Raw genomic sequence first — 16,878 nt, forward strand, 5'->3', positions numbered from 1 at the left:
GATTAAGGAGGAAACCGCATGACAACTGAAAAAATCAATGAGAGCAAACGCGGGAAGGAGGATAAAAAGAAAAAACGCAAATGGCCGTACATTCTTGCGATTCTTCTGCTGTTGCTGCTTCTCCTGCTCCTTTTGCTGCGGAGCTGCGGAAATCAGCATCCATCCCCGAACCCGCCGCCGTCCAGCTCCGTTCCCTCGTCGTCCGCTCCGTCGCTGGACGATACTGGCAGTGCGGAGCCGGGAAGCAGCAGCACCCCGTCGCGGCAGGAAATCCTGTCCCGGCTTCAAAAGCAGGAAGTCACCGTCACCGACAAGGTGAGCGCGCAGGCGTCCTTTTCCAACGGGGCCAAAGACAGCACCGGCACATGGGAAGTGGAAAACCCGTCCTCCAACACCGTCATTATGCAGTGTGAAATTGTGCTGAACGGCGAAACCATAGCGAAATCCGCGCCAATCTATCCGGGACAACACATCGACGGCCTTACTCTTTCCCGCCAGGTTGCACCCGGGAATTACAGCGTGACCGCAGTAATCAAGTATTATAACAAAACAACCAAAGCGTATCTCGGCATGGCCGACTACAAAATCCGTCTTTCCGTTTCGTAATCAGCCGGACGGTCCGGTTGATATAAAAATTTATAGGAGGCTTCTCAATGAAAAGCAAACTCAGAAAGGTTCTCGCGGGCATTATCACTTTTGCCGTGCTCGGCGTCACGGCGGCAGTCCCGGCGTTTGCCGCCGACAAGACCGACACCGGCACGGGCAGCGTCACGGGGAACGTGACAATCAACGGCTCCATTTCGCCGCTGACCATTTCCGTCACCCATCCGATCAACGTGGCCTACGCCATCAGCCCGGACGCCGAAACCTTCACCGCGCCCGACATCACAGTAACCAACAACACCAAAGTCGCGGTGATCGCCACGGTGGAATCCTTGAAAGCCGCTTCGGGCGGCTCGCTTACCTTCACCGACGTCGATCCGTCCGCAAAAGCGTGGCGTTCTCTCAACCTCGCGGATTCCAAAAAGTACATCGCGCTCGGTATTGCGGCAAAAGGCAATTCCGGCTGGAACAGTGGCTACAGCGCTTCCACCCATTGGGCGGTGAACGATTCGCCGTTGCAGGTTGGGACGCTGAATCCGAGCACTTCCGGTGCGCTGTCCCTGACGGCGGACTACGGCCTCGCGTTCGACGGGGCGTACACGGCCAACCATCAGCTTGTTTTCCAGTTCCAGCTTGCATAAAAACAAAAGCGCGGGAATTGGCCGGGATTTTCCCGGCCAACCTTCCACGCCGAAAGGAGGCTTCTATTTGAGGCAATCATTCAGGCGGCTGTTTCTCGTGCCTTTGCTTGCCGCCGGTTTTCTTTTGTCCGGTTTTTCTTCCAGCGTCACGGCCTCCGCCGCGTCGGTTTTGACACTGACCGCGACGCCGAACCCGTCCGGGAATTATGTGGCGCTGAACTGGACGAACGGCGACAAAAGCCAGCCGTACAGCTATATGCTCTATTCCAAATCCGCGCATGAATCAACCTTTCAGAGCATCCCCGCCAAAGACCGCGCGAAGGTGCTGAACATCTATCCCATTGTTGCGCCGACCGTTTCTTTTACGACGTGGCAGGGCAAGAGCTACACCCTGCCGAAGTCGGCTTCCCTGAAAATGTGGATGGAAACGCCGAATGAGTACGATTCCAAGGGCTACGGCAAGGGCCTTATCTCCGTGGATACCGTATCGATTTCCGATTTCAACGCGAACCCGGACGCTTACCTGAAAAATGCGGACGGCACCTATAAATACGACGTGCTGTATTTCGGCGCGTGGGACGCTTTCGCAAGTCAGGATTTATCCGCTGCGGCAGAGAGTAAAACCGACGCCTTTATCAAGACCGGGCGCGGCGTCCTGTTCGGGCATGACACGATGGTAGATAACGATCGAATTTCCATGCCGAATTTTTTCAAGCTTGCCCACTACTGCAATATTCAGACCATCCCAAAATACACGATACTCGGTGGCACACAGATCAAGGTTTCCAAAAAGGGCCTGCTCACCAACTACCCGTGGAAAATCGGGGACATGGGCACGGTTCTGAATGTTCCGATGTCCCATTCCAATCAGCTTGCTTTCGGGGACGTGTGGATGACGTATCAGCCACCCTACACCTATAGCGGCAGCGCGAAGGCAACCGGCTCCGGCGGACAGGGCACCAACACCTTTTATCTGACAAGCTGGTCGAACTGTGCCATGATTCAGACCGGCCATTCCAATGGGGAAGCCACGCCGGACGAACAGCGCGTTACGGCAAACACCCTGTTTTATCTTGCTCAGATTACGACCGACACAAGCTGGAACGACCACAAGGGGCAGGATTTGGACGTTCCGGACAAACCGGTCATTTCAAGCGTCACGCACAATTCCGACCGGACGCAGTATACCGTCAATTATTCTTCTCAAGACAACGCCACAGGCTATCAGTATTATGTGCAGGCTACCGGACAGAACGACGGCGCGAAATATGATTCCCCGGTCATTTCCACTTCTTTGGGAACTGGGATGAAAGGCTACTCCATCGTGGTGGACGATAAAACGGATACCACCCCGGATGGAAACATTACGACCACCTCGGACAGCTACACTTTTTCCCGCCCGTCCGGCAGCAGCTTTTACATCCATATCGCCGCCGTGGACAATGCCGGAAATGTTTCATCCGTTACCCATTATCCCGTGGACGAACTGGTGTCCGTTACACACCCGGTCAGCATCAGCTACGCCATTGATCCGAACAGCAGTACGCCGTTCACCGCGCCGGACATTCCGATTACCAACCATTCCACCTTTCCCGTCCGGGTTTCCATCGCGGGGCTGAAAGCGACATCGAAAATCAGCGACGCCGTCCCCACGTCCTATTCGGACTGGAACAGTCTGACGACGGCGCAAACCGGAAGCGGAATCGCACTCGGCGTGGGGATCGGCAAAACAGCCGGTTCCGGCTGGACGAAGGTTGACCGGGACACTCCCATTTATAGGGACGACCTCGCGTCGGAAGTGTCGTTGGGAACACTCGGCGCAAATGGAGCATCGGGGAATCTGGCGCTTACCGCTAAATTCGGTTTAGCCTGGGCGAACGCGCGAACCGTTTCCCATGAGCTGATCCTAAATTTTCAGATTGGCAATTAGGTGGTAGAGGTAGCTCCAAATCTCTTATAAATCAGAAGCATGTTGTGATCTGGCGTTATAGTCATCAATGCGACCATAAATTACTTTGAATGCATTGGCATAGCCGTCAGAATTCGTTTTAGAACTAATTGATGATGGGTGAAAAGCATTACCGGTATGATCGTTTTGGGCTGCAAATGCGGAGAAAACGATAGGAACACCTATCATAAGCAAAAGTGCTATTAATCTTTTCATAATGAACACGTCCTTCGAGACCTATTGTTTTCAAAGAGGGTCGCAAATATGTAAAAATCAAATTTTAACAATTGATACTTTTGATTTCAAATTTCTATATGTAGATCTACTAAGAGAGGTAATGCCGAACCAAAAGGATGGCCTTGCCTCCTATTTCTGCGAAAGGGAAGATAAATATGCCTAACAATTCAGATCTGACCAAATTTCGAGAGTTGGCTCTCAGCTTCACGATTTCGAACTGAATTGTCCGTACAGAAGGGAGTGATACAAATGGCGGTTTTTCGTGTGGAACGGACGCGGGATTACACGGTTATGAGCAATCATCATCTGAAAAACAGGGCCTTGACCCTGAAAGCAAAAGGGTTGCTGTCCATGATGCTCTCCCTTCCGGACGATTGGGATTACACCACAAGGGGCCTTGCCTCTATCTGCCGCGAGGGAGTGGACGCCATCGGAAAAGCGCTCAAGGAGCTGGAAAGCGCGGGCTATATGGAGCGCCGACAGCTTCGCGGTAAAGACGGACGCATCACGGATACCGAGTACACCATCTATGAGCAGCCGCGCAAGCCACCGGATACGCCTTTGCCGGATACGGATTCACCAGATACGGAAAAGCCGTATCTGGATAACCCGGATATGGAAAAACCGGATACGGAAAACCCCGCGCAATTAAATACTAAGGGAACTAATATCCCTAAAAAATCAAATACGTATGGAGTAAATACGTATCCATCCAATCCGGCAGACCGAAAGCCGGAAGCCGATGCACCGGCTGATTCGATGGATGCGGCGGATGCCTACCGCGAAATCATCAAAGAGAATATTTCCTACGACGTCATGCGGCAGAAATGCGACCAGGAAAGGCTGGACGAAATCGTGGGCATCCTGCTCGACACCGTGTGCAGCCGAAAAAAGGAAATCCGGATCGCCGGTGAGAATATGCCCGCCGAAACGGTAAAAAGCAGGCTTTTGAAGCTCGACGACAGCCATATCGAATACGTGCTGGACTGTTTAGACAAGAACACCACTGATATCCGCAATATCCGAAGTTACATTCTGACCGCGCTGTATCAGGCTCCGACCACCATCAGCAGCTACTACTCGGCGCTGGTCAATCACGACATGTACGGAAGCGGCCCGCCCGGACATTAGTCAATTCAGGAAGGAGCAATGTCACCAAGATTTGCAGTGTAAAATCAAAGGCCGACAGTTCTTCATTAAACTGCCGGCAGACATGCTAAGTCTCTATTTCAATGATTTTGCTAAGTCTGTAATTTTACCCTCAATGGTATGCATTACGGAAATGAACTCTGCGTCACTTTTCCCCGTTGGGTCAGGCAGTCCCCAATCCTCACGGTGATTACACGGCAGATATGGACATTCCACATTGCAGCCCATTGTAACAACCACATCCACGGGAGGGAGTGCCTCAAGCAGCTTCGGACGCTGACTTTGTTCCATATTGATTCCATAGAGTTGCTTCATAAGGCGAACTGCATCGGGGTTTATGCGGCCTTTCAGTTCCGTGCCAGCGGAATAGCTTTCAAAGATATCGGCGGCGAGGTGTTTTCCCAGTGCCTCGGCGATTTGACTTCGACAAGAGTTATGGACGCAGATAAAGGCTACCTTTGGTTTACTCATTGAAAACCGTCCTTATAAAATTTATCTGACTTTTTGCAGTATCTTCACAACTTCTTCGGCCTTTAAAACCTTGCCGTAAGAAACTACCTTCCCGTCGATCACAAGGGCGGGCGTTGACATGACACCATAGGCAGCAATTTGTGAGAAATCGGTCACATGGTCAATCGTCGTATTCATGCCGAGTTGCTCCAGCGCTGCTTTAGCAGCCGCTTCTAGCTGGTTGCATTTTGCGCATCCGCTTCCAAGCACTTTCACACTTGCGCCCTCGGTTTTAGCGCTTTCAGCCTTTGCCATGCTTCCCGCATTGCAGTTTCCTCCGCAGCAGCAGGAGGTTGTTTCTTCTTCTTTCTTTCTGAACAGTGACATATTCATTACGCTCCTTTATCAGTTGATGTTATTGGTTAGCAGCAATTACTCCCGCAGGAGCATGCTGATTTACTGGCTTTCCCCTCGTAAAAAGTTTTCAGATTGTCCGGCAGTTTATAGTCGCCGCAGGTACAATCACCTGTTGTTCCGAATATGGTTTTCAGAATTGCCTCGGCAAGCATCTCTTTGGGAGGCACTTCATAACTTTCCCCATTGTATTCAAATATTCGGCAGTCAACATCAGTTCCGCTGATTTCGCTGCAGCATCCGCAACTGTTTTCTTTTACGAACCCGCAAATATCCTGACCGTTTACACGGATCGTCGGAGAGGAAAGAAACCTAAACCGTTCGGCAAACTCCGCCGTCTTCATCTCGATCTTGTTATACTCGATATCAAAACCGGCAAGCCGCAGCGCGGGGGTAAGCGTCTCCATTACTTCATCAAGCACAGCGTCCGTTCCGATGCAGCGGTTACAGGTCTGCAAATCAAGATAGAGATACTCAACGACAATTTTCTTTTCAGAAGATGTTTCGCATCCGCAGGAACAGCAGGCTTCTTTGGATTCCTGTGCGCCGTTCGGCGGTGTCCAACCGGTATCGTCACCAACATAGGTAATCGCGCCGACCGGACAGCAATTTCCGCAGCCGTGGCAATGGTCAATGCAGGCCTCCGGATTTTTTACTACGGGTGACGGAGCCTTTGAGGGATCATAGACACCGTGGGAACACTTTGCAGCACAAGTGCCGCACTCTGCGCAGGTCAGATAGTCAATAACAGGATACCATGTCTTTGCCATAACACTTTCCTCCCTATATGATAAATCCCTGAATCGCGTTAAAGAAGTAGCCTACCATAATAATGCCGACCGTACAAATTGCAATGAACAGCGCCAGCAGCTTTGGCTTCACTGCTTTGCGCAGCATGATTATGGACGGCAGGGACAGCGTGGTAACGGCCATCATGAATGAGAGGATTGTGCCAAGCTGCGCCCCTTTGTATAACAGTGCCTCCGCAATTGGAATTGTGCCAAAGATATCTGCGTACATCGGAACACCGATCAGGGTTGCCAAAACGACGCCAAAGGGATTTTTGCTTCCCAGCACAAGCGACACCCATTCTGCCGGAATCCAGTTGTGAATGACCGCGCCGATGCCGACACCAACTAAAATATAGGGAAACACTTTTTTGAATGTAGACAGCATTTGCTCCTTGGCATAAATCAGTCGGTCTTTTTTTGTCAGGTCCGGCGATTCAATGTCCACGCTGCCCGCTGACAGGATAAAGCTTTCAACATACCGTTCCATATGCAGCTTCTCAATAATCGTGCCTCCGACAACCGCGACAATCAGCCCAACAATAACATAAATAATTGCTACTTTTGCACCGAAAATGCTCATCAACAGAAGCAGCGATCCGAGATCCACCATCGGGGAAGAAATCAGGAACGAGAACGTCACACCAACCGGAAGCCCAGCTGATGTAAACCCGATGAACAGTGGTATAGAGGAACAAGAGCAGAACGGCGTCACCGTCCCAAGGAGCGCCGAAATGCAGTTCGCCCAGACACCGTGGAAACGACCGAGAATCCGTTTACTGCGCTCCGGTGGGAAGTAACTTTGAATATAGCTGATGAGAAAAATCAGGAAACACAGAAGTATCGTAATCTTAATTACGTCGTACAAGAAAAATTCAATGCTCCCGCCCAGCCGTGCCGACGTATCAAGTCCAATAGCGGATAGGCCTCTTCCAATCAGCCCATCCAGCCACTTCATGGCAAGGATCTGATACTGGAAGAAATCCCAAATTGCTTTTAGTATTTGCACTGGATAAAAACCTCACTTTCGATAAAAGGACAATCACATCAAAATATTTTGATGTATTCTGCTCTAAAAAAGCCATCGCCCGGATAGCTTTTAGTATTTGCAGCAAATGCAGCCAATATTCTCTTTGGCTACTGCGTTGGGCGTTGTCAATTCTTTCAGTAGAGTACCAGCATAAGCGCTGCCCTTTTCACTGATTTTGTAATGCGTCCATTTGCCTTCCTGACGGCTCTCCACAATACCCGATTCAACCAGAATCTTCATGTGATAGGAAAGCCCCGACTGCCCCAAGTCCAATTGTTCCAACAAAACGCAGGCGCATTTTTCCCCGCCGCGAAGAAGCTCAAGTATCCTTAAACGTTTTTCATCGCACAATGCTTTGAACACTTTTGCGTGTTTCTCATAAGCGGTTGCCAAGTTATCGCCTCACATCAAAATTATTTGATATGTTATTAGTATATGTGTCAAATCAAGTTTTGTCAATATGAAATACGTAATATCATTATTCAGTTTACGGCCCGCCCGGACGGTAAACGTCTCGCGCGGGCTGTTATCCCCGACAAAAATCGGAAAGGAGTAATTTTTCCATGAAACGACCCCTCGCATACATCACCGCCCCGTGGGGCGGAAACGAAATCGAGAACACCGAGGACGCGGCGCGGTACTGCCGCAAAATTTACGACGCGGGCTTTTCGCCCGTCTGCCCGGTTCTGTTTCTGCCGCTTTTCCTCAACGACGCCATCCCGCAGGAGCACAAGGACGGCGTGGACATTGCCTGCAACTTCTTGCGCCGCGCCCATGTGCTGGTGGTCTGCGGCAGAAACGTGGACGAAACCGTAAAAAACGACATCGCCACGGCGGAACGGCTGCATATCACGGCCACCACGCTCGACGGCATTCTCACCGTTAAGGGACAGGGCCGGGAAAAAGACGCAGAAAAGGAGCGGAGATAACGTGCCGGATTATCAGAAAATGTATCACTCGCTGTTCAACGACGTGACCGACGCCATTTCAAAGCTCCAGCAGGCGCAGCAGAAAACCGAGGAAATGTATATGGACAGCAAGGAAACCATCCTCACCCTTTTTTTGAAAAAGAGCGAGGAACGGAAAAATGACCGGAAACCGGCTCCGGCAAAGAAAAAGCCGCCTTCCCACGATGAACGATGATGAAAGGCGGTTTTCACATGACAGGAGGTGCTTTGCTTGCAGGAAGAAATCGAAAACCGCTCCGTGACGCTCATCATCAGCGGCGCGAAGCTCACGGGCCGAGTGCTCAAAACGGCGATTGCCAAGTATCTGGCCCACCGGAAGGAGAAGAAAAGCGCCAAGACCCGCGCCGGTCCCGTGGTTCCCCACGGCAGGCAGACGGTGAAACAGCTTGTCGGGCAGAACGCTGGCGTGTCGAACATCGAAATCACCGACAGCAACGTCCGCTCCTTTGATCGCGTGGCACGGAAATACGGCGTGGATTACGCCGTCAAAAAGGACCGAAGCGTGTCGCCGCCCAAATATCTTGTCTTTTTCAAGGCACGGGACGCGGACGCTCTTACCGCCGCTTTCACCGAGTTCACGGCGAAAACGGTGAACCGGACAAAAAGGCCCTCCGTCCTCACGCGGCTCCGTCAGTTCAGGGATCTGGTCAAAGCGAATACCGTTGACCGGGTGAAGCATAAGGAACAGGAGCGAGCGCGATGAGCGAGAAAACAAGAAAGCTGCTCCTGATGAATCTGCCGTATCTGTTCGTCGCGCTGTTCGCCACCAAGTTCGGGCAGGCGTGGCGGCTGGCCACAGGCGCGGACGCTTCCCATAAGCTCCTGAACATAATGGACAGCCTCACCGCCGCCTTTGCCTCGCCGCTACCGAGCTTTTATCCGGCCGACCTTGGCGTGGGCGTTCTTCTCGCCGCCACCCTCCGGCTGGCGGTTTATGTTAAGGGCCGGAACGCCAAAAAGTTCCGCAGAAATGTGGAGTACGGTTCCGCCCGCTGGGGAAAAGCCGAGGACATCAAGCCATACATCGACCCGGTGTTTGAAAACAACGTCATTCTCACGCAGACGGAACGGCTCACGATGAACAGCCGACCAAAGGACTCCAAGACGTCCCGGAACAAAAACGTGCTGGTCGTCGGCGGCTCCGGTTCCGGCAAGACGCGATTTTTCATCAAGCCGAACCTGATGCAATGCGATTCCAAGGATTATCCGACGAGCTTCGTGGTCACGGACCCGAAGGGCAGCATCGTCGTGGAGTGCGGGAATCTCCTGCGGCGCAGGGGCTACCGCATCAAAATTCTCAACACCATCAACTTCAAAAAGTCGATGCACTACAATCCCTTCGCGTACATTCATTCGGAAAAAGACATCTTGAAACTGGTCACGGCGCTCATCACCAACACCAAGGGTGAGGGCAAGGAAGGAGACGATTTCTGGGTGAAGGCCGAAACGCTCCTTTATACGGCGCTCATCGGCTACATCCATTATGAGGCCCCAGTCGAGGAACAAAATTTCGCAACGCTGATCGAATTCATCAACGCCTCAGAAGTTCGAGAGGATGATGAGGAATTCAAAAATCCCGTGGATCTCATGTTCGAGGCTCTGGAAAAGGAAAAGCCAAATCACTTCGCTGTCCGGCAGTATAAAAAATATAAGCTAGCGGCGGGCAAAACAGCGAAGTCGATTCTTATTTCCTGCGGCGCAAGAATGGCCCCGTTCGACATTCAGGAGCTTCGTGACCTGACGGCCTACGACGAGTTGGAGCTGGACACGCTGGGCGACCGTAAGACCGCCCTGTTCATCATTATTTCCGATAATGATGACACCTTTAATTTTTTGGTTTCGATGGCCTATACGCAGCTTTTCAACCTGCTGTGCGAAAAGGCCGACGACGTGTACGGCGGGCGCTTGCCTGTCCATGTCAGGTGTTTGCTTGACGAGTTTGCCAACATCGGGCAGATCCCCAAATTTGAAAAGCTGATTGCCACCATCCGCAGCCGCGAAATCTCGGCTTGCCTTGTTTTGCAGGCGCAGAGCCAGCTCAAGGCCCTGTACAAAGACAACGCCGACACGATCATTGGCAACTGCGACAGCGCCATTTTCCTCGGCGGCAAGGAACGCACAACTTTGAAGGAACTGACCGAATCTCTTGGGAAAGAGACGATCGATACCTACAACACCGGCGAAAGCCGTGGCCGTGAGGTTTCCCACAGCCTTAATTATCAAAAATTGGGGAAGGATTTAGCTTCGGTCGATGAGTTGTCTGTCCTTGACGGAGGCAAGTGCATCCTCCAGCTTCGCGGCGTTCGGCCTTTCCTTTCGGACAAGTACGATATCACAAAGCATCCGAACTACAAATACCTGTCCGACTATGATCCCCGCAACGCTTTCCATATTGAGAAGTTCCTGTCCACCAAATTGAAACCGAAGCCGGACGATGTGTTCAACACGTATTCCGTTGACCTCTCCGGGGACCCCAAAGCCGCAGAATAGCGGTTTTTTTCATTTTCAAAATCAGAATTGGAGGTAATATTATGAGTTTCTTTCATTCCGCAATCGGCGTTCTTCAGACCCTCGTGATCGCCCTCGGCGCGGGCCTTGCCATTTGGGGCGCGATCAATCTTCTGGAAGGTTACGGCAACGACAATCCGGGAGCAAAATCGCAAGGCATTAAACAGCTCATGGCGGGCGGCGGCGTAGCCCTGATCGGCATTACGCTGGTTCCGCTGCTCTCCAACCTTTTCGGCTGATAATCCGCGTAAAAGAAATTCTCCGCACCCTTCCGTCGGAAGCGAGAGGGCGCGGAAAAGGAGGTGATGCCGCTTGGATTTCATCAAGCAGCAGATTACCGAATGGCTGAAAGAAATACTCGTCGGCGGCATCATGAACAACCTGTCGGGCATGTTCGACAACGTGAACAGCCAGGTCGGGCAGATCGCCTCTCAGGTGGGAACGACGCCGCAGGCATGGAACACCGGCATTTACAACATGATCCGGACCCTGTCCGAAAACGTCATGATGCCCATCGCGGGCCTGATCCTCGCGTTCGTCATGACGCTGGAACTGATTCAGATCATCACCGACAAAAATAATTTTCACGACATCGAAACAGCCGTTTTCTTCCGTTGGATTTTCAAAACGGCCTGTGCCATCCTCATCGTGACCAACACATGGAACATCGTCATGGGCATATTCGACGTGGCGCAAAGCGTGGTCAACAGCGCGGCGGGGATCATCGTTTCCGACACGTCCATCGACATCAGCTCCGTCACGGCAAACCTTCAGACGCGGCTCATGGCAATGGACCTCGGCCCCCTGTTCGGACTGTGGTTCCAGAGCATTTTCGTGGGCTTTACCATGTGGGCGCTCACAATCTGCATTTTCATCATCGTGTACGGGAGGATGATCGAGATCTATTTGGCCACTTCCATCGCGCCGATCCCGATGGCGACGATGCTGAACCGGGAATCGGGCGGCATGGGTCAGAACTATTTGCGTTCCCTGTTAGCGCTGGGATTTCAGGGCTTTCTCATCATCGTCTGTGTCGCGATTTACGCCGTTCTGGTAAAAAGCATCAGCGTGAGCACGGATATCAGCAAGGCGATCTGGACTTGTATGGGCTACACGGTGCTGCTGTGCTTTACGCTCTTTAAGACCGGAAGCCTTGCAAAATCAATTTTTAACGTGCATTGACGGAGGTGATATTTCAATGCAGGACAAATTACAGGAGCTTTTTGACCGGCTGGACGCCAACCTTGAGGATTTTCGGAAAACGTGGGAAGCCAGCGATAAGGCAAAGCTGATCGACGGCTCCCGTGAGATCACCGCGATTAAGGATGCCCATTACTATCTGACCGAAAGTCACGGCTTTGAACAGGAGAAAATCGACTATCTTCTCCTGTTTGAAAACCCTTTACAGGTCGTCGCGGACAAGTGGCTGGAACGCACGGAAGACCTGAGCAATTTCAGCTTCGCGCTCGACGAGGTGTTTGACAAACAGGACGCGCTCCGGGATTACGAACGGAAGGAAAAGCCGTCCGTTCTGGAACAACTTCATCATACCGCCGAGACTGCCGGGAAAACCGCGCGCCCGACAAAAGAACAGGAGGCGCGATAAATGGCCTACGTTCCCGTCCCCAAGGACCTGACCGCCGTGAAAACGAAGGTTCTGTTCAATTTAACAAAACGGCAGCTTGTCTGTTTCAGCGGCGGCGCGCTTGTTGGCGTACCGCTTTTCTTTTTGCTCAAAGGGCCTGCGGGTTTCAGCACCGGAGCAGCTTCCTTTTGCATGGTGCTCGTCATGCTGCCGTTTTTCCTGATGGCCGTCTATGAGAAAAACGGCCTGCCGATGGAAAAAATCGTCCGCAACATTGCCCGTGTGCTGTTTCTCCGGCCAAAACAGAGGCCCTATCAGACCAACAATTTTTACGCCGTGCTCGCGCGGCAAAGTAAACTCGACAAGGAGGTGCATCGGATTGTCGGTAAAAAAGCAAAAACCGACCATGAATCGGTCATTGTCTCGCGCCGAGAGGCGTCAGATCGAAGCTGCCGTCGCAAGGGCACGGCAGACTGATAAGAAAAAGCAGTCGGCGCAGGACAGCATCCCGTTTCAGCGCATGTTCCCGGACGGAATCTGCCGCGTGACCGACAGCTATTACACAAAAACCGTTCAGTTTCAGGACATCAACTATCAGCTCAATCAGAACGAGGACAAAACCGCCATTTTTGATGGCTGGTGCGATTTTCTCAACTATTTCGACAGCTCCATTAAATTTCAGCTTTCATTTCTGAATCTCTCCGCAACGCGGGACAGCTTTGCGAAAAGCGTCACCATCCCGCCGCAGGGCGACGATTTCGACAGCCTGCGCTCGGAGTACACGGATATGCTCCGGAACCAGCTTGCCAAAGGCAACAACGGCCTCATCAAAACCAAGTACCTGACTTTCGGCATCGAAGCGGACAGCCTGAAAGCGGCCAAGCCCCGTCTGGAACGCATCGAGATCGACATTCTGAACAATTTTAAACACCTCGGCGTGACAGCCGCATCTCTGAACGGTGCCGACCGTCTGCGGCTCCTGCACGACATCTTCCGCATGGACGCGCCGGAGCCATTTCGCTTTTCGTGGGACTGGCTGGCCCCTTCCGGCCTTTCCGTCAAGGATTTCATTGCCCCCAGCTCGTTTGAGTTTAAAAGCGGAAATATGTTCGGCATGGGGCGTCAGGTTGGTGCGGTATCGTTCCTGCAAATTCTCGCTCCGGAGCTGAACGACCGGATGCTAGCCGATTTCCTCGACATGGAATCCAGCCTCATCGTCACCATGCACATCCAGTCCATCGACCAGGTGAGCGCCATCAAGACGGTGAAACGGAAAATCACGGACCTCGATTCCATGAAGATTCAGGAGCAGAAAAAGGCCATTCGTTCCGGTTACGACATGGACATCATCCCCTCTGACCTTGCCACCTACGGAGAGGAAGCAAAAAAGCTGTTGCAGGATTTACAGAGCCGCAACGAGCGCATGTTCCTCGTGACCTTTCTCGTTCTCAACGTGGCCGAGAACAGGCAGCGGCTGGACAACAACGTGTTTCAGGCAAGCTCCCTCGCACAGAAATACAACTGCGCGCTGACTCGGCTCGATTTCCGTCAGGAGGAAGGGCTGATGAGCAGCCTGCCGCTCGGCTTGAATCAGGTGGAAATTCAGCGGGGCCTGACCACATCAAGCACCGCTATTTTTATTCCCTTTACCACGCAGGAGTTGTTCCAGACCGGGCGCGAGGCGCTGTACTGCGGGCTGAACGCCCTGTCCAACAACCTCATCATGGTGGATCGGAAACTGCTGAAAAACCCGAACGGCTTGATTCTCGGCACACCGGGCGCTGGCAAATCCTTTGCCGCCAAGCGCGAAATCGTCAACGTGTTTCTTGTGACTGCCGACGACATCATCGTCTGTGACCCGGAGGCTGAATACGGCCCGCTGATCGAACGTCTGCACGGGCAGATCATCAAAATATCGCCCGCGTCCACCGATCACATCAATCCGATGGATATCAACCTCAACTACTCCGAGGAAGAAAACCCGTTATCTTTGAAATCGGACTTCATCCTGTCGCTCTGCGAACTGATCGTCGGCGGCAAGGAGGGTTTGCAGCCGGTAGAAAAAACGGTCATCGACCGCTGCGTCAGGCTGGTGTACCGGGATTACCTGAACGACCCGCGCCCGGAGAACATGCCGATTCTGGAAGATTTGTATAACGAGCTGCGGCGGCAGGACGAAAAGGAAGCACAGTACGTCGCCACGGCGCTGGAAATCTACGTCACCGGCTCCCTCAACGTGTTCAACCACCGCACGACCGTGAATGTGAGAAACCGGGTCGTCAGCTACGACATCCGGGAGCTTGGCAAGCAGCTCAAAAAAATCGGGATGCTCATCGTGCAGGATCAGGTTTGGAACCGCGTCACCGTCAACCGGGCCGTGGGGAAATCCACGCGATACTATATCGACGAGTTCCATCTGCTCTTAAAAGAAGAACAGACCGCCGCCTATTCCGTGGAAATCTGGAAGCGGTTTCGCAAGTGGGGCGGCATCCCGACCGGAATTACGCAGAACATAAAGGACCTTCTTTCCTCAAGGGAAATTGAAAACATTTTTGAAAACTCGGATTACATCTATATGCTCAATCAGGCGTCCGGTGACCGGCAGATTTTGGCCAAGCAGCTCGGCATTTCGCCCCACCAGCTTTCCTACGTCACCCATTCCGGCGAGGGCGAAGGGCTGCTGTTTTACGGCAACGTCATTCTGCCGTTTATTGACCATTTCCCGAAGGACACGGAGTTGTACCGCATCATGACCACCAAGCCGCAGGAAGTGGCGGCGACATGAGCGTCCGCGTTCGGCGGGACAGGAGGTGACTGTGATGGAAAAGCGAGCGCCCCGCCTGCAATTTACGAAGGAGGAACGCGCCGACCCTGTATTGAAAAAATCTGTCCGCAGAGAGCAGAAAGCGGCGGCAAAAGCGGATCAGGCGCAGGCAAAAATACCGAAAAAGAAAGTCCTTCGTAAGCAGCGCACCTTTGATAAGCCTACGGGTAAAACAAAGATGCGCTTATATTTTGAGGAAGCGGACAAGAAAAAGCCGTCCAAGTTCACCCACGCCGTCCGGGACGCGCCCGGAAACACCGTTCTGATGCAGTTTCATCGGGAAATTCGGCAGTCGGAGGATGAAAACGTTGGCGTGGAGGCCGCGCATAAAAGCGAGGAAACCGCCGAAACGGGCGGGCGTTTGGTTCGCAGCGCCCACCGCTCCCACAAGTTGAAGCCATACCGGAAATCGGTCAAAGCGGAAAAACAGCTTGACCGCGCCAACCTCGGTTACTTACAGAAAAAGGCCGCACGGGACGATCCTCAGCCCTCCGGCAATCCTTTGGCCCACTGGCGGCAGAAGCGGGTCGTCAAAAAGCAGTATGCCGCCGCGAAACGGGCCGGACAGTTTACAGGTTCAGCCGGAAAAGCTGCCCAAAACACTTCTAAAGCAGCAAAGACGGCGGCACGGCAGGGCAAGCGGGCGGCGGCTTTTGTCGGGCGGCACCGGAACGGCTTTCTGATCGCCATAGGCGTTTTTCTGGTGCTGGTTCTGCTCCTGAATATCCTATCCTCCAGTTCAGTTCTGCTGGAAGGGGCGCTGTCCGGCGTTACTATGTCCACCTATCCTTCCACGGACGATGCCATGCTCGGCGCGGAGGCCGCTTACGCCCAAAAGGAAGCAGACCTTCAGGACGAGATCGATCATTATGAGCAGCAGCACCCCGGCTATGACGAATATCATTATACGCTCGACAAAATCGGGCATGACCTCTATGTGCTGATCTCCATTCTGACCGCGTGGCACGGCGGCGAATGGACGCTGGATGAAGTCCGGGACATGCTTTCTACTCTGTTCTCAAAAGAATACCAACTGACGCAGACCGTGGAGACGGAAACCCGCTACCGCACGGAAACGGATACCGTAACGGACCCGGACGGCACGACGCACACCGAAACCCGTCAGGTTCCCTATCCCTACACCATTTGTAACGTGAAGCAGCACAACGAGGATCTGTCCCATCTTCCTATTTCCATCATGAACGAGGATCAGGTCGGCGTGTACTCGATGTACATGTCTACGCTCGGCAATCGGCCCGATCTGTTCCCCGCGTCGGCCTATCCGAACGCCTCCACCGTCAAGAAACCCACGGAGTACGACATTCCCCCGGAGGAAATGACGGACGCGCGGTTTGCCGCCATGATGACGGAAGCACAGAAATACATCGGCTATCCCTACGTTTGGGGCGGCAGCAGCCCGAAAACCTCGTTCGACTGTTCGGGTTACGTGTCGTGGGTGATCAATCACAGCGGATGGAACGTGGGACGGCTGGGGGCGCAGGGCCTCTGCAATATCTGCACTCCGGTTTCTCCCGCCGACGCAAAACCCGGCGACCTTGTTTTCTTTGAACACACCTACGATACCGACGGCGTGACCCATGTGGGCATCTACGTCGGAAACGGCATGATGCTCGCGGCGGGCGACCCCATCGGCTACTCGAACCTCAATACAAGCTACTGGCAAATCCATTTTCTAACATTTGGGCGTTTACCGAATCCATAAACAAACAGAT

At 52.8% G+C, this 16,878-nt stretch carries 20 protein-coding genes; 14 read left to right on the forward strand and 6 right to left on the reverse strand.

Going from position 1 to position 16,878, the window contains the following annotated elements:
• Positions 1-18: 18 nt before the first annotated feature.
• The 3 genes from QBE55_06595 to QBE55_06605 all read left to right on the forward strand — a co-directional run bounded on the left by QBE55_06595 (position 19) and on the right by QBE55_06605 (position 3,174).
• Complete coding sequence (locus tag QBE55_06595; protein WZL79791.1) at positions 19-606, forward strand: hypothetical protein; 588 nt, start codon at positions 19-21, stop codon at positions 604-606.
• A 47-nt stretch (positions 607-653) separates the two neighbouring features.
• Positions 654-1,244, forward strand: a complete 591-nt coding sequence (locus tag QBE55_06600; GenBank protein ID WZL79792.1) for a hypothetical protein — start codon at positions 654-656, stop codon at positions 1,242-1,244.
• 67 nt (positions 1,245-1,311) lie between these two features.
• Positions 1,312-3,174 carry a DUF5057 domain-containing protein gene (locus QBE55_06605; protein WZL79793.1) on the forward strand — a complete coding sequence of 621 codons (1,863 nt, stop codon included), beginning with the start codon at positions 1,312-1,314 and terminating at the stop codon, positions 3,172-3,174.
• 24 nt (positions 3,175-3,198) lie between these two features.
• On the opposite strand, the gene QBE55_06610 is transcribed toward QBE55_06605, so the two are convergent.
• Complete coding sequence (locus tag QBE55_06610; GenBank protein ID WZL79794.1) at positions 3,199-3,408, reverse strand: hypothetical protein; 210 nt, start codon at positions 3,406-3,408, stop codon at positions 3,199-3,201.
• Positions 3,409-3,678: 270 nt separating this feature from the next.
• Here QBE55_06610 and QBE55_06615 point away from each other — a divergent pair, with 270 nt between their 5' ends.
• Positions 3,679-4,560: a DUF6017 domain-containing protein gene (locus tag QBE55_06615; GenBank protein ID WZL79795.1), complete on the forward strand. Its 882-nt coding sequence runs from the start codon at positions 3,679-3,681 to the stop codon at positions 4,558-4,560.
• Positions 4,561-4,653: 93 nt separating this feature from the next.
• On the opposite strand, the gene QBE55_06620 is transcribed toward QBE55_06615, so the two are convergent.
• The 5 genes from QBE55_06620 to QBE55_06640 all read right to left on the reverse strand — a co-directional run bounded on the left by QBE55_06620 (position 4,654) and on the right by QBE55_06640 (position 7,653).
• Entirely contained in the window at positions 4,654-5,049 is a 396-nt protein-coding gene (locus QBE55_06620; GenBank protein ID WZL79796.1) for an arsenate reductase ArsC, read from the reverse strand.
• A 21-nt stretch (positions 5,050-5,070) separates the two neighbouring features.
• Positions 5,071-5,415, reverse strand: a complete 345-nt coding sequence (locus QBE55_06625) for a thioredoxin family protein (protein ID WZL79797.1) — start codon at positions 5,413-5,415, stop codon at positions 5,071-5,073.
• A gap of 35 nt (positions 5,416-5,450) precedes the next feature.
• The gene (locus QBE55_06630; GenBank protein ID WZL79798.1) at positions 5,451-6,212 is read right to left on the reverse strand and encodes a DUF2703 domain-containing protein; all 762 of its coding nucleotides are present in this window, start codon (positions 6,210-6,212) and stop codon (positions 5,451-5,453) included.
• A 13-nt stretch (positions 6,213-6,225) separates the two neighbouring features.
• A complete protein-coding gene (locus QBE55_06635) occupies positions 6,226-7,239 on the reverse strand; it encodes a permease (protein WZL79799.1) in 1,014 nt (337 codons plus the stop codon).
• A 90-nt stretch (positions 7,240-7,329) separates the two neighbouring features.
• Positions 7,330-7,653, reverse strand: coding sequence for a metalloregulator ArsR/SmtB family transcription factor (locus tag QBE55_06640; GenBank protein WZL79800.1), 324 nt, complete (start codon positions 7,651-7,653; stop codon positions 7,330-7,332).
• A gap of 170 nt (positions 7,654-7,823) precedes the next feature.
• Between QBE55_06640 and QBE55_06645 the strand changes: the two genes are divergently transcribed.
• The 10 genes from QBE55_06645 (at position 7,824) to QBE55_06690 (ending at position 16,868) form a co-directional block, all read left to right on the forward strand.
• Positions 7,824-8,189, forward strand: a complete 366-nt coding sequence (locus tag QBE55_06645) for a hypothetical protein (GenBank protein ID WZL79801.1) — start codon at positions 7,824-7,826, stop codon at positions 8,187-8,189.
• A gap of 1 nt (position 8,190) precedes the next feature.
• On the forward strand, positions 8,191-8,403 hold the full coding sequence (locus QBE55_06650) for a hypothetical protein (protein WZL79802.1): 213 nt from the start codon (positions 8,191-8,193) through the stop codon (positions 8,401-8,403).
• A 36-nt stretch (positions 8,404-8,439) separates the two neighbouring features.
• The gene (locus QBE55_06655) at positions 8,440-8,931 is read left to right on the forward strand and encodes a PcfB family protein (GenBank protein ID WZL79803.1); all 492 of its coding nucleotides are present in this window, start codon (positions 8,440-8,442) and stop codon (positions 8,929-8,931) included.
• The gene (locus QBE55_06660; GenBank protein ID WZL79804.1) at positions 8,928-10,718 is read left to right on the forward strand and encodes a type IV secretory system conjugative DNA transfer family protein; all 1,791 of its coding nucleotides are present in this window, start codon (positions 8,928-8,930) and stop codon (positions 10,716-10,718) included. The genes QBE55_06655 and QBE55_06660 overlap by 4 nt, the downstream gene beginning before the upstream one ends.
• A 41-nt stretch (positions 10,719-10,759) precedes the next feature.
• Entirely contained in the window at positions 10,760-10,975 is a 216-nt protein-coding gene (locus QBE55_06665; GenBank protein ID WZL79805.1) for a Maff2 family protein, read from the forward strand.
• A gap of 73 nt (positions 10,976-11,048) precedes the next feature.
• A complete protein-coding gene (locus tag QBE55_06670) occupies positions 11,049-11,918 on the forward strand; it encodes a CD0415/CD1112 family protein (GenBank protein WZL79806.1) in 870 nt (289 codons plus the stop codon).
• Between the two features lie 16 nt (positions 11,919-11,934).
• On the forward strand, positions 11,935-12,342 hold the full coding sequence (locus QBE55_06675) for a hypothetical protein (GenBank protein WZL79807.1): 408 nt from the start codon (positions 11,935-11,937) through the stop codon (positions 12,340-12,342).
• Complete coding sequence (locus tag QBE55_06680) at positions 12,343-12,798, forward strand: PrgI family protein (GenBank protein WZL79808.1); 456 nt, start codon at positions 12,343-12,345, stop codon at positions 12,796-12,798.
• Entirely contained in the window at positions 12,728-15,106 is a 2,379-nt protein-coding gene (locus QBE55_06685; protein WZL79883.1) for an ATP-binding protein, read from the forward strand. Before QBE55_06680 ends, QBE55_06685 begins: the two co-directional genes overlap by 71 nt.
• Positions 15,107-15,140: 34 nt before the next feature.
• Positions 15,141-16,868, forward strand: a complete 1,728-nt coding sequence (locus tag QBE55_06690; GenBank protein ID WZL79809.1) for an NlpC/P60 family protein — start codon at positions 15,141-15,143, stop codon at positions 16,866-16,868.
• Positions 16,869-16,878 lie beyond the last annotated feature (10 nt).

The sequence above is a fragment of the Eubacteriales bacterium mix99 genome (assembly GCA_038396605.1).
Taxonomy (GTDB): Bacteria; Bacillota; Clostridia; order Caldicoprobacterales; family DTU083; genus UBA4874.